This window comes from Thiomonas sp. DCM-2 (genome assembly GCF_056820905.1).
On sequence record NZ_CM165962.1, the window covers coordinates 1,629,515 to 1,642,195 of the forward strand.

General features: G+C 63.9%; 9 protein-coding genes and 1 pseudogene. All 10 read right to left on the reverse strand.

The features are described from left to right. Nucleotides 1-14: 14 nt before the first annotated feature. A complete protein-coding gene (locus AC1ZQA_RS07860; protein WP_482679236.1) occupies nt 15-566 on the reverse strand; it encodes a chemotaxis protein CheD in 552 nt (183 codons plus the stop codon). Next, nucleotides 563-1,360, reverse strand: a complete 798-nt coding sequence (locus AC1ZQA_RS07865) for a CheR family methyltransferase (protein ID WP_482679237.1) — start codon at nt 1,358-1,360, stop codon at nt 563-565. Before AC1ZQA_RS07865 ends, AC1ZQA_RS07860 begins: the two co-directional genes overlap by 4 nt. Before the next feature lie 16 nt (nt 1,361-1,376). After that, the gene (locus AC1ZQA_RS07870; protein ID WP_482679238.1) at nt 1,377-4,550 is read right to left on the reverse strand and encodes an EAL domain-containing protein; all 3,174 of its coding nucleotides are present in this window, start codon (nt 4,548-4,550) and stop codon (nt 1,377-1,379) included. Between the two features lie 61 nt (nt 4,551-4,611). Continuing rightward, complete coding sequence (locus AC1ZQA_RS07875) at nt 4,612-6,252, reverse strand: HAMP domain-containing methyl-accepting chemotaxis protein (RefSeq protein ID WP_482679239.1); 1,641 nt, start codon at nt 6,250-6,252, stop codon at nt 4,612-4,614. Between the two features lie 109 nt (nt 6,253-6,361). Further along, nucleotides 6,362-7,350: pseudogene (locus AC1ZQA_RS07880) on the reverse strand (IS630 family transposase). Nucleotides 7,351-7,480: 130 nt separating this feature from the next. Next, on the reverse strand, nt 7,481-8,017 hold the full coding sequence (locus AC1ZQA_RS07885; RefSeq protein WP_482679240.1) for a chemotaxis protein CheW: 537 nt from the start codon (nt 8,015-8,017) through the stop codon (nt 7,481-7,483). A gap of 27 nt (nt 8,018-8,044) precedes the next feature. Continuing rightward, a complete protein-coding gene (locus AC1ZQA_RS07890) occupies nt 8,045-9,655 on the reverse strand; it encodes a methyl-accepting chemotaxis protein (protein ID WP_482679241.1) in 1,611 nt (536 codons plus the stop codon). Nucleotides 9,656-9,696: 41 nt separating this feature from the next. After that, entirely contained in the window at nt 9,697-11,946 is a 2,250-nt protein-coding gene (locus AC1ZQA_RS07895; protein WP_482679242.1) for a chemotaxis protein CheA, read from the reverse strand. Beyond that, nucleotides 11,943-12,284 carry an STAS domain-containing protein gene (locus AC1ZQA_RS07900; protein WP_482679243.1) on the reverse strand — a complete coding sequence of 114 codons (342 nt, stop codon included), beginning with the start codon at nt 12,282-12,284 and terminating at the stop codon, nt 11,943-11,945. The genes AC1ZQA_RS07895 and AC1ZQA_RS07900 overlap by 4 nt, the downstream gene beginning before the upstream one ends. A 19-nt stretch (nt 12,285-12,303) precedes the next feature. Beyond that, nucleotides 12,304-12,672, reverse strand: coding sequence for a response regulator (locus AC1ZQA_RS07905; protein WP_482679244.1), 369 nt, complete (start codon nt 12,670-12,672; stop codon nt 12,304-12,306). Nucleotides 12,673-12,681 lie beyond the last annotated feature (9 nt).

Sequence of the window (12,681 nt, forward strand, 5' to 3'; positions counted from 1 at the left end):
GTTGTGTGATGCGTTCAGGCAGCAGACTGCTGGGCGTTCTGACCCCAGAATTTCAGATAGGCATCGCCGCTCCAGATTTCGAACAGCAGATTGCGATGTCCCTCACCGCCAAGATGCTCGGCCTTGAGGCGTAGGCCGTATTGCTGCACCAGTTCACGACCTCGCAGCACGTTCTTGCACGACACATCTGAGTGGCCTGCACGCAGCGGGTGATGGTGCGCGAACATCCGCCCGCCGCCGAACAGTTTGGCTTCATACTCTTCAGGTCGCGTTCCGGCTGAGCGCATGTCGCGCAGGAAAAGCAGCATTGCTTCGTCGCCATACCGACCATCGAGGGCACCGTGACCGGCGCGATGCGTTCCGCGCCCCGGCAGCATGTAGTGGCAGAGCCCGCCGACCTTCAGCCAGGGGTGCCAGACCGCGATGGCCACACAGGAGCCCAGCAGCGTGCGTACCCTTGTTCGACCTTCGCCGAAATACAGTTCGCCCGGCTGAAGGAAGATCTCCAGCGGCTCGGCTTCGGCCGATTCGGGAGAGAGGGATTGCGGAGGAGTTGCCGTGTTCATCCGGGTTTGCGGTACACCGCAGGTTGAACGGCGTGCACGGGCAGATCCAGTCCGTTGAGGCTCTCCGAATGACCGATGAACAGATGCCCGCCGGGGCGCAGCACATCCAGCAGCCGGCGGCACACGGCGCGCTTGGTATCGGCGTCAAAGTAGATCATCACATTGCGCAGCACAATCAGGTCGAACAAGCCGTTGTCAGGCAAGGTGGTATTGAGATTGATCGCCTGAAACCGAACGCGCTCACGGATGGCCGGTTGCAGGGTGAAGCTGCCAGCCTGCGCCCCGACGCCCTTGAGGCAGAACGCCTTGAGGTAGGACTGGGGGATTTTCTCGGCGCGCTCCATCGGGTAGATGGCACGACGCGCCTGATCCAGGATGCGGGTGGAGATGTCTGAGGCCACGATCTCCCAGGGCTGTTGACCCATGCGTTCGGCCAGCACCATGGCGATGCTGTAGGGCTCCTCCCCGCTGGAACAGGCGGCGCTCCAGACCCTCAACGCAGTCGAAGTATCCATCGCAGGAACGATGTTTTCCGACAGGTAGGCGAAGTGCCGCGGCTCGCGAAAGAAGTAGGTCTCGTTGGTGGTGAGCAGGTCGATCGCTTGCTGGCGTTCCGCGGCATCGGTGCGCAGATGCTGGAGGTAAGCGGTAAAACTGGGTAACCCAAGCGCATGCAGTCGCTTGGACAGGCGGCCTTCGACCAGCGCCTTTTTCGATGGGGCCAGGTTGATGCCGGCGGCGTCGAACATTAGACGGGAGAAGGCGGAGAGTTCGGTATCGTTCAGGGAAGTCATGGGTCGGACGTTGGCGTTACAGGAAGCGGGCGAACTGCTCCGCTGGCACGGGCGGGCTGAACAGATAGCCCTGGTAGGACGCGCAGCCCAGCGCGCCAAGGAAAGCAGCCTGCTCCAGGGTTTCCACGCCTTCGGCGATGACGTCCAGGTGCAGCGCCTGCGCCATGGACAGCACGGCGCGGGTGATCGCAGCGTCGTCGGGGTCGTCAGGCAGATCTTTGACGAAGGCGCGGTCGAGTTTGAGCGCGGCCACTGGCAGGCGCTTCAAGGTGGCGAGCGATGAGTAGCCGGTGCCGAAATCGTCGATGGAGGTTTTCACCCCGGATGCGCGCAACTGCGCGATCAGACCGCTGACATGCTGCGGATCGTCCAGCATCATGCTTTCGGTGACTTCGAGTTCCAGCAGATCGGCTGGAATGCCGCTTGCCGCCAGCGCTTCGCGCACCTGGCGCAGCAGCAGGTCGCCCTGCAGTTGCCGCACCGAGCAGTTCACAGCGACCGGTACGGCAGTCAACCCGCCATCGCGCCACTGCCGCACTTGCTGGCACACGGTGCGCAGTACCCAGGCGCCCACGGAAACGATCAGCCCAGTTTGTTCCAGCAGCGGAATGAAGTCCGTCGGCGAAACCAGGCCGCGTTGCGGGTGCCGCCAGCGCAGCAGGGCCTCGGCACCGAGCAGCACGCCGGTCCGCAGGCAGACCTTGGGCTGGTAGTAGACGATGAATTGTTCCTGCGCGAGCGCACTGCGCAGATCGGTTTCGAGTTCCACCAGACGGCGTCCCTGCCAGCCCATGTCGGCACGCCAGCGCAGCGCGCTGCCGGGCTGCATGGCTTTGGCGCGGTACAGCGCCACATCGACGCGGGCGAACAGGGTGTCGGCATTCTGTCCGTCCTCCGGGGCGCACGCCAGCCCCGTGGTCGCCGAGATGAACAGTGTCTGCCCGGCAACGATGAAGGGCTGGGCGAAGGCACGCTGTGCCTCGTGCGCCAGCAAGCCCTCGATGCCCTGCCGCGGACAGGTGGTGACGATGGCGAACTCGTCGCTGCCCAGGCGGAAGACCGTGGCCTCAGGCTCGAAGTCTCTTTTCAGTCGCTCGGCCACGGCCCGCAGGAGCTGGTCGCCGAAGGCATGACCGTAGCTGTCGTTGATGTGCTTGAAACGGTCGATGTCGATCAGCATCAGACCGAGCGTGGTGTCGTTGCCGCCACGCCCATTCTCATCGAGCAGCCGCGTCACCACTTGCTGCGCCTGGAAGCGGTTGGGCAGGCGGGTGAGCTCGTCGTGCTCGACCAGCCAGCGCAGACGGGTCTCGGCGACGCGCTGCGCGGTGACGTCGTGCGCCACGCCAACGGCGCCCAGCAGATCCCCATTGCGGTTGCGCAGCGGGTAGGCCGAGATCTGGTGCTGCCGCCACTCGCCCGCCGGGTTGCGGATCGCATAGTCTTGCTCGCGCACCTGTTCGCCACGCAATGCGCAGGCGAGCGGCAGGGTGTTCATGTCGGCGGGCTCGTGCAGCAGGGTGTACACCGGAGACAGCCGGAACAGCTCCTCGCGGCTCAGGCTCATTTGAGACGGCACGCCCACGCGGTGCGCCGCCTGGTTGGCATAGATCACCAGCCCGCGCTCGTTGACGGCATAGATGGCGTCGTGCAGTTCGTCCAGCGCGGCATTGAGAAACGCGGTATGGAAAGCCAACGCCTGCGCGCGGGCGTTGGCTTCGGTGACATCCACGCAGAAGCTGGCGATGAACTGGATCGCCCCTGCCTCGTCGTGAACTGGCGAGACGTGCCAGCGCAGGGTGCGGCTGTTCCCGTTCCTGTGCAGGTAGGGGCGGTCTGTGCAGTACGCGCCAACCTCGTGCTGCGCCATCTGGCTGATGTTGGCGCGCGCCTTGTCGCGCTCGGTTTCTGGAATCAGCGCGTAGACGTCCGGCAACGCCAGCACCTCCTCCCGGCTGTAGCCCAGCATATGCGCCAGCGCCGGGTTGCAGTCGAGGATGCGGCCCTTGGCGTCGACCAGCTCAATGCCCATGCCCGAGTGGTCGAACACGGTCTTGAACATATTGCGCTGGCGGTGCAGGTCGCGCACCAGAGGGCGCAACTGCCAGGCCAGCGCGAGCAGCCCGAGCAGCACCAGCCCGGGGATGAGAAGCAGCGCGGTGCGCAGCACAGGGCTGAACAGCGCGCTGGCCGGGGTACTGACCACCGGGCCGAGCCTTGACGTCGGTAATTGGCCGTAGCTCACCGCGCGCACCTCGCTTCCCTGCGCCAGCACGGCCGAGGCGTGGCGGCCCAACAGGCTCAACTGCTCGGGCGCAGAGGCCGCGGGCCCGGGGGCAGGAAGCTGGATCATCGGGCGGTTGGCGCGGTCTTCGATGCATTGCGCAGCGCCGTCCGGTGCCTTGCTGCACAGCCGGATATAGGAGCCGGGGTGTTCGCGCTGCAGGCCGCGCAGCAGCCCGGTGACTGCGGGCAGCGGCAGATCGACGGTGAGATGGCCGAGCAGCCGCGCGTTCTGCTGCACGGCGGCGCGTACTCGCAGCTCCAGGTTCGCGCTCCGCGGTGGCCGCCCCAGGGTGATGCCGAGCCGCGAGGTGCCAACAGCGGGTAGCGCAACCAGTGGGGGCAGCGGGGCAGACTCGCCGTAGACCACCTGCCCGCTGACGTCGGTGACGCGCCAGTCGGCGGGCTGCAGCACATGCAGGGCGGCGACGAAGTCGCTGATGTTGGGTTGCGGAACATGCGTGGCGTCGGCCAGCAGCGCGCGCAGTTGCGGGCTGCTGCTGAGCGCCGCCACTTCGCCGCTGCGCACGCGCACCGCGCCGTCCATTCCGCCGATGATGGCGTTGCGATGCACCTGCAGATCGTTGATCAGCCCGCGGCGGTGGGCGTCCGCCATCACCCCGATGCTGAACAGCGCCACCAGCACGCTGCCGACCATGAGGGTGACGGCGGAAACCAGCAGAACCCGCCTGTCCTCACGCTGCCAATAGGCCCGCCGATGCCACGGCACCCTGTTGCGCAGTGCCGCCGCGGTGGCGGAGGAAAACAGCATGGCCAGCGGCGCGTAGGGAACGCCACCACCAGCCGTCCAGACGTGGGTGAGGAGATGCAGCCCAAGCAGCAGCACCCCCGCCAGCGCCAGGGCGACGATCAGCAGATCGAGCAGGAGGGGAGACCAGACTTGCATCGCGATGATCCGTACTCAGAGAGCCTGCCTTTCGTCGATTTCTCAGAAATTTGAATGAAAGTTAGATTAAAATTTCGCTATGTATTAGTTCTATGGATGAGTCGGCTGAAAAATCAGCCGTTTTGCGGACCCCCCCGCGCAGAGTTTGCTGCATGGGGGAGAAACTGCGCTGCGCTTCCCCTGCGTTCGCCCTGACGCTCTCTGCCGCCAGTTTGAACCCCGCCATGCTGTCTTGGAGGGCCTGCGCCTGCGCATTCATCTCTTCCGCCGTTGCAGCCAGTTCTTCCGAGGCCGAGGCGTTCTGCTGCGTCACCGTATTGAGCTGCGACACCGCCTGATTGATCTGCTGCACACCCGTGGAAAGTTCATCGGACGCGGCGGAAATCTCCTGAACGAGCTCGGAATTCTTGCTCGCCACAGGAACGATCTGGGCCAGCAGATCGCCCGCGGTATTCGCCTGGCGCACACTGGAAGCCGCCAGATCCCCGATCTCCTTGGCCGCCACCTGAGAGCGCTCGGCGAGCTTGCGCACCTCTGCGGCCACCACCGCAAAGCCCTTGCCATGCTCGCCGGCACGGGCCGCCTCGATTGCCGCATTGAGCGCCAGCATATTGGTCTGATAGGCGATGTCATCGATGATCGAAATGCGCTCGGCAATGCTCTGCATGGCGGCGACAGTTTGCTGTACAGCCGCGCCACCGTCCCTGGCCTGCTGCGCGGCCTGTTGCGCGGTGGAGTCGGCAAGGCGCGAGTTATCCGCATTCTGACGAATCGACGCGGTGGCTTGTTCCAGTGTGGCGGAGGTTTCTTCCACCGAGGCGGCTTGTTCCGAGGTGGATTGGGCGATGCTCTGCGAAGTGGCAGACACCTGGGTGGAAGCCGAGAGCAACTGCTCGGCGGAGGAGCGAACCGAGGCAATGGTCGCCGTGAGGCGGCGCACCATCTCGGCCAGAGCTGCGAGAAGTTGGCCGGTTTCATCGCGCGTCGTTGGTCCCACCTGCACGGACAAGTCTCCTTCGGCCACGCGCTGCGCCACCGCGACGGCTTCGCTCAGGGGGCGGGTGATGGAGCGGGTGATGAGCCAGGCCAGCGCGGCGCCAAACACCAGGGCGGCCAGACCCAGAGCGGCAATCAGACTACGCGCCGTGGCGAAGGCGCTGTCCGCCTGAGTCGTCGCTTCCGAGAAGCGCTGCACCAGGCGTCCATTCAATGCATTCAGATCTGCGCGCAAGGCGTGTTCCACAGGAACGACCTGTTGGTTGAATTGCGCCAGGGCCTGCCCGCTTCCATTGCTGCCGAGTTGGGTAAAGCACACGGACTGCGCCTGGGTATAACTCTGGAGCCCGCTCGCAATGCGCTGCACCAGCGGGATGTTGGCCGGAGCGCGCACCAGATGCGTCAATTGGGCCAGCAGTTCGCCAGCGGACTGCTGGCTGACACGCAGAGCGGCGATCTGGCGTTGTTGCTGCGCCGGGTCGTTACTGAGCAGCACGTCGCGGCAGTCGGCGCTGATTTCAATGACCGTGGTGCGCAGCTCGGCCACTGCATGCGCCTCGGGCCAGGCCTGCCGGGTGGCTTCCTGCGTGGCCGACTTCATGGACTCCAGAGACAGCAGGGCGATCAACCCCAATCCAAACAGCAACAGCAACAGCGCGCCGAAACTCAGCGTCATGCGGGCACCGATCTTGATCTGGCTGAACATGAGAACTCCTTGTGTGCAAGTGGCCGCGTGGAAGTTATACGAGCGGCATGTTTTTCAGGGTTTTTTGGAGAAACAAATGAAACTATTGATCTTTACTTAATCAATGACACTACCAGAGCGTAGCCTGCATCCAGCATGCGGCAATGATCGAGGGGCGTTTCTGAGCGCTCTTGAGCTTGTTGCGCGCGGTCGTGTGCAGCTCGCTCAGGTCGGCGGGGCAGTAGTTGGCCAATGCGTGTCGCTTCAGCCAGGCCCACAGGTACTCCACCGGGTTCAGGTCCGGCGCGTAGGGCGGCAGGAACGCGATCTGGATGTACCCATCCAGGCTGTCGAGGTATTCGCGCACGAGCCGACTGCGATGCGCCTTGAGACCATCCCAGATCACCAGCAGCGGCTGCTTCAGATGGGCCTTGAGCGCTTTGAGGAATTCGACGATCTCCTCCTTCTTGATGCTGCCCTCGTGCAGCCGAAACAGACAGTTGGTGCGCGTCAAGCCGGCGATCACCGAGACGTGGTTCCAGTTGAAGTGGAACTGGATGATGGGTGTGTGCCCCCTGGGCGCCCAAGTGCGCACCCGGGTCGGGCGCTCGCTGATGCCCGATTCGTCCACGAAGACGATCAGGCGACCTTCTCGCTGGGCTTTTTTTTAAGCGCCGGCCAGGTGCTGCGCTTCCAACTGCGCACAGCCTCTTCGTCTCGCTCGATGGCGCGCTTCTCGGGCTTTTGCGGGCTAAAGCCCAGTGCGCCCAGAATGCGCCAGACATGCACTTCGCTGAAGGACACGCCGTACAGACGCTCGATGAGCAGACGCACCCGCTTGAGCGTCCATCACTCGGTTCCAAATCCGTGCTCGGTGGGCCGCTGCAACAGCGCGCGGCGCAACCCCTCCAGTTGCTGCGCATCCAGTTGCGCCGGGCGTCCTGGCGACATGGCGCGCAGCGCATCGATGCCGCCTTCATCGAGCCGGGCCTTCCAGGTGTACACGGTCTGGCGCGCCACCCCAACCGCCGCCGCTGCCTGTGCGGGCGTCTTGCCTGCCAGCAGCAATCGACCAGCTCGCACCCGTTTGCGTGTTGCCTCGTCCATCTTCTTTCTCATGCAACCAACCTCCAATCACGCTGATGATCGGATAACGTTTGAGTATGCTATTGGTTGTCATGTTTTATGTAAATCTCAATAAAAGAAACTTAGGAATAAATGAGTGACAATTTTTTTGGAGGGGGAAGCATCAAGGCTGGCATTCCGCCATCGCTGCCATGTCGTCGACCGAGAGCACGCGGCCCACATCCAGCAGGATGATGAAGCCGGCATCGGTGCGGGCCATGCCGCGGATGAAGTCTTGCCGCAGCCCGGTGCCGAAGCTCGGGGTGGGTTCGATCTGCGCGGCGTCCATGTCGAGCACGGCGTTGACCGCGTCCACCAGGATGCCGATGGCCAGCGGGCCGTCTTCGCCGTCGATCTCGATGATGACCACACAGGTGCGTGGCTGCAGCGTGGTGGCCGCGCGGCCGAAGCGCTGCGCCAGATCGATGACCGGCACCACATTGCCGCGCAGGTTGATCACGCCATGCACGAAGGCCGGCATCATCGGCACGATGGTCGGGCGGCTGTATTCCAGAATTTCCCGCACCCGCAGGATGTCCAGGCCATAGACCTCGTTCTGCAGGGTGAAGGTCAGGTATTGGCCGCTGGCCGGCTGGGTTTTTCCAGCCAGGCTCAGAGGAGCGGATGTCGCTTGGGACGGGTTCGCTAGGGCGGTCGTCATGGTGGATTCCTCAGGTCTAGGCTGTGGTCAGAATTTCACAAAGTCGCCAGCACCAGCGGTAGCGAGTGCCGGGCCGGGCATGCGCCGCGGCTGAGGCGCGGGGGAGGGCGGTGCGCGGTGGGCTGCGGCCACTTGCGTCGGTTCGGCGTCGATCCTGAACTGGCCGATCAGGTCTTGCAGTGAAGTGGCCTGCGCATTCATCTCTTCTGCCGTGGCAGCCAGCTCTTCCGAGGCCGAGGCATTTTGTTGGGTCACCGCATTGAGCTGCGAGACCGCCTGATTGATCTGCTGCATGCCGATGGACTGTTCTTCCGAGGCGGCGGTGATCTCCTGCACCAGATCGGAGGTCTTGGAGATGGCGGGCACCATCTGCGCCAGCAAGGCCCCTGCGGCGTCGGCCTGCTTGACCGTGGAGGCGGCCAGATCGCCGATCTCCTTGGCCGCCACCTGAGAGCGCTCAGCCAGCTTGCGCACCTCGGCAGCCACCACCGCAAAGCCCTTCCCATGTTCTCCGGCACGGGCGGCTTCAATGGCGGCGTTCAAGGCCAGCATATTGGTCTGATACGCAATGTCATCGATGATGGAGATGCGCTCGGCAATGGCCTGCATCGCCGTGACCGTGCCTTGCACCGCCTCACCGCCTGCACGAGCCTGAGAAGCCGCCTGCTGCGCCATGCCATCGGTCAGCCGGGCGTTGTCGGCGTTCTGGCGGATGGAGGCCGTGGCCTGCTCCAGCGTGGCGGAGGTTTCCTCCACCGAGGCCGCCTGCTCGGAGGATGACTGCGACAGGCTCTGCGAGGTGGCCGACACCTGGGTGGAGGCCGAGAGCAACTGCTCGGCAGAGGAGCGCACCGCGCCAATGACCCCGGTCAGGCGCTGCACCATGTCCTCCAGCGCCCGCAACAACGCACCGGTCTCGTCCCGGGAACGTGAGCTCACCTGCACCGACAGATCCCCTGCGGCCACCCGCTGCGCCACAGAGACGGCTTCGGATAAAGGACGAGTAATGGAGCGGGTGATGAGCCACGCGGCTAGAGACGCCAGAAGTGCGGCGGTCACGGCTAGGCCAATGCTGAGCGTGCGGGCCGCGCGATAGTCGGCGGCGCTCTTCGCAGTCAGGGTGTCGGTCTGCTCGCGCAGCAGTTGACTGATGCGCTCAGACTGAGCACGCACCGCGCGAGAGTTTTCCAGCCCGACCTTCAGATAGTCGGCCTGCGCCTGGCCGAAATTGCCCAGCTTGATCTGCGCCATGGCGGCTTGCTGAAGGGCACGCCCTTGCAGAATGGCGTTGTGCATCTTGCTCAACATGGACTGCAACTCGGGGCTGGGTTTGAGATCCAGGATGGCTTGGTACGCTGCATCACTGCTGGTTTTGGTGGCTTGCAGGTGCTGCAGATCGTCTGACTCCAGGCGCTGCTGCAGCAGGATGCGAAACAGCATGCGGTTGGCAGCCGACTGGTTGAGCTCCATGGTGTGCACCGCGCGCTCTTTGAGCAGTCTGTTTTCGGTGATGGTGTTCAGATTGGCGTCGATGCGTGCGGCCTGCACCAGTCCGATGACCGCCGTGGCAATGAGCAGGAGCAGAACCGTGCCAAAGCCCAGCCCGAGCCGGACGCCGATTTTGAGATGGTTGAACATGATGGAGATCGCTTTTCAGAGAGTTCGGAAATAACGTCGTCTCAGGACGTCACCGCCGTTTGTTTCAGTTCGAGGGGCTGACGGGAGGCACGGCCCACCAGGGCCGGAACATCCAGGATCAAGGCCACCTCACCGTTACCCAGAATGGTCGAGCCGCTGATGCCTTGCAGATGGGTGAACAGCGCGCCCAGCGGCTTGATGACGGTCTGGTATTCCCCCAGCAGGGCGTCGACTACAAGCCCAGCGCGTTGGCCCGCGGTCTGGGTCACCACGACGTTGCTGCGGGGCAAGGCATTGGGGGGCTGGTGATCGCCGCCAAGGTTCGTATGGAGGTCGTCATCTGCACCAACGCCCAGCGCCTCCCGCAGATAAAGCAGCGGCAGTACTTCCCCGCGCAGGTTGATGTAGCCCGGCTTCTGCTGAGCTGGGTGGAACTCCATGCACTCCACCACCGCATCCAGCGGCAGCACATAGGTGTGCGCAGCGCTGCGCACCAGAAAGCCGTCGATGATGGCAAGAGTGAGCGGCAGGCGCAGGCGCATCTGGGTACCCTGGCCGGCTGCGCTCTGGATGTCGATGCTGCCACGGATGGCTTCGATATTGCGTTTGACCACATCCATGCCCACGCCGCGACCCGATAGGTCGGTAATGGCGTCGGCGGTGGAAAAGCCAGGTTCGAAAATCAGAGTCCAGACCTCATGGTCGGGCAGGGTGGCGGCCAGTTCGGATTTGATCAGGCCGCGCTCCACCGCCTTGGACAGAATGCGTTCGCGGTTGAGCCCGCCGCCGTCATCCGCCACTGTGATGAGGATGCTGCCCGAGTCGTGGCATGCCGACAGCTTGAGCGTGCCTTGCGCGGGTTTGCCGCGCGCAACGCGGATATCGGGCGCTTCGATGCCGTGATCCATCGAATTGCGCACCAGGTGCATCAGCGGATCGGCGATGCGCTCGACCAGGGTCTTGTCCATCTCGGTGTCGGCGCCTTCGATGACCAGCGCGATGTCCTTGCCTAACTCTTTCGACACGTCACGCACCACGCGCTGGAAGCGTGCGAAGGTCTCGCCGATTTCCACCATGCGCAATTTCAATGCGCGCTCGCGAATGTCTTCCACCAGCCGGGTAATTTGCGCAGCCGCCTCGCGCTGTGCGGCGCCTTGCGCATGCAGGGCGTTGCCCGCGCTGGCAATCACCAATTCGCCCACAAGGTTGATCAATGCGTCGAGCTTGTCGGCGGCAACGCGCAGCATCTGGCTATCGCGGCTGCGCTTGTCCTTGACCTGCTTTTGCTTGTCGAGCGCAGCCTGCACGATGGGCTGATGGGTGGCGCCTTCGCGCACCAGAATTTCCCCCAACGGGGCGACGGCGGCACCGCCAGTCTGCGCGTCATGCTGGGCGCTCAGTGCGTCTGCAAGTTCTTTCTGCGTCAGCGTGCCGACCTGCACCAGGATGTCGCCCAATCGCAGATCATCTTCCGGCATGCTGCGGATGAGCTGCACATAGTCGGCAATGCGGCTGTGCGCTGGCAGGATGCGGATGGTGCTGTCTTCGCGCACGAACTCGAACACCGCCTCGATCTCTTCCTTGCTGGCCGCGCTCTTGAAATTGATCTCGAAGCCGAGGTAGCTGGTTTCGGCATCCATCATGTCCAGTGCGGGCAGCGCGTCGGTGAGCGTGACCAGTCCGACGATCTCGCCGAGACCCCGCAGATAGCGGATGAAGGCCAGAGGGTCCATGCCGTTGCGCAGGCTGTCTGGGCCAAAGCGCAGCGACAGATGCCAGGTGGCGGTGAGTGCAGCGCCGTGAGGCAGGACGGTAACTGGGTCCGCGGCTGCGGCTGGTGGCCCCAGCGCCTCAGTCGAAGCGACCACCGCCAACGTTCCGCCAGCCGGTTGCTGCGCGGCCAGGAGACGGGCCACCAGCGCCTGCTCTTCGGTCGTGCCGCTGACGCATTCGCCTTGCTGGTCCACCTGCTCGATCAGCTGGGCAAGATGATCGCGGCCCTGCAACAGCACGGCCACGATCTCGGAGCTGACGGCCAGTTTTTCGTCGCGCATCAGATCGAGCACGCTTTCCAGATGGTGGGTGAAACGCACGATACCGTCCAGCCCGAACAGACCGGCCGAGCCCTTGATGGTGTGCGCCGCGCGGAACAGAGCGTTGATGCGTTCGCTGCCATCTCCTTGCGCCTGCGTTTCCAGCTCCATCAGCCCCTGCTCCATGCCTTCGAGCAGTTCCTGGGCTTCGACGATGAACGAGCGCATCGCCTGGTGCATTTGCTGTTCAAAGTTCATGTGCGCTCCTGTGACTGGGGACTGCGGCCGAACTCGATCACCGGATCGCCGAAATACGCCAGCAGGCCGCAGAGTTCGAGCGCGTCGATGACAGCCGGGCTGTGCGCAGTGAGTTTGAGGCTGTGCTCCAGAGTGCTGGCTTGCTGCTTGGCGGCAAGCAGGATCTGCACGCCGGAGGTGTCGATCTCGTCGACTTCGGCCAGTTGCAATTCAATGAGCGGATGCTGGGCGATCAGATTGGCGAGTCGCTCGCGCACCTGCGCGGCGGCATAGATGTCCAGAGCTCCCTGCAGTGCAACACTGCAGACCGGCCCTGCCTGTTGTTCGATGAAGTCCACGGTGTCTCCTTCGGCGGGCTCAGGGTGCAATGAGTTTGGACACCGCAGCCAGCATCTGCGCAGGCTGAAAGGGCTTGACCACCCAGGCACGGGCACCGGCGGCCTGGCCCTGCGCCTTCATGTCATTCTGGCTCTCGGTGGTGAGCATGATGATCGGGGTGAACTTGTATTCGGGCTTTTGCTTGATCTCCTTCACCAGGGTGATGCCGTCCATATTGGGCATGTTCACGTCGCTGATGATGAGGTGGATTTTGCGGCCATCGAGCTTGGTCAGCGCGTCCATGCCGTCGCAGGCTTCGATGACCTCGTAGCCAGCGCTGGCGAGGGCGATGTTGACCACCTGGCGCAGTGAGGCGGAGTCGTCGACGATGAGAATGGTTTTGGCCATGGCAATGTG

Coding starts and splice junctions, on each gene's coding strand:
- AC1ZQA_RS07895 (WP_482679242.1), bottom strand. CDS start 11,946: ATGAACTTTGAACAGCAAATGCACCAGGCGATGCGCTCGTTCATCGTC.
- AC1ZQA_RS07875 (WP_482679239.1), bottom strand. CDS start 6,252: ATGTTCAGCCAGATCAAGATCGGTGCCCGCATGACGCTGAGTTTCGGC.
- AC1ZQA_RS07890 (WP_482679241.1), bottom strand. CDS start 9,655: ATGTTCAACCATCTCAAAATCGGCGTCCGGCTCGGGCTGGGCTTTGGC.
- AC1ZQA_RS07870 (WP_482679238.1), bottom strand. CDS start 4,550: ATGCAAGTCTGGTCTCCCCTCCTGCTCGATCTGCTGATCGTCGCCCTG.
- AC1ZQA_RS07865 (WP_482679237.1), bottom strand. CDS start 1,360: ATGACTTCCCTGAACGATACCGAACTCTCCGCCTTCTCCCGTCTAATG.
- AC1ZQA_RS07860 (WP_482679236.1), bottom strand. CDS start 566: ATGAACACGGCAACTCCTCCGCAATCCCTCTCTCCCGAATCGGCCGAA.
- AC1ZQA_RS07885 (WP_482679240.1), bottom strand. CDS start 8,017: ATGACGACCGCCCTAGCGAACCCGTCCCAAGCGACATCCGCTCCTCTG.
- AC1ZQA_RS07905 (WP_482679244.1), bottom strand. CDS start 12,672: ATGGCCAAAACCATTCTCATCGTCGACGACTCCGCCTCACTGCGCCAG.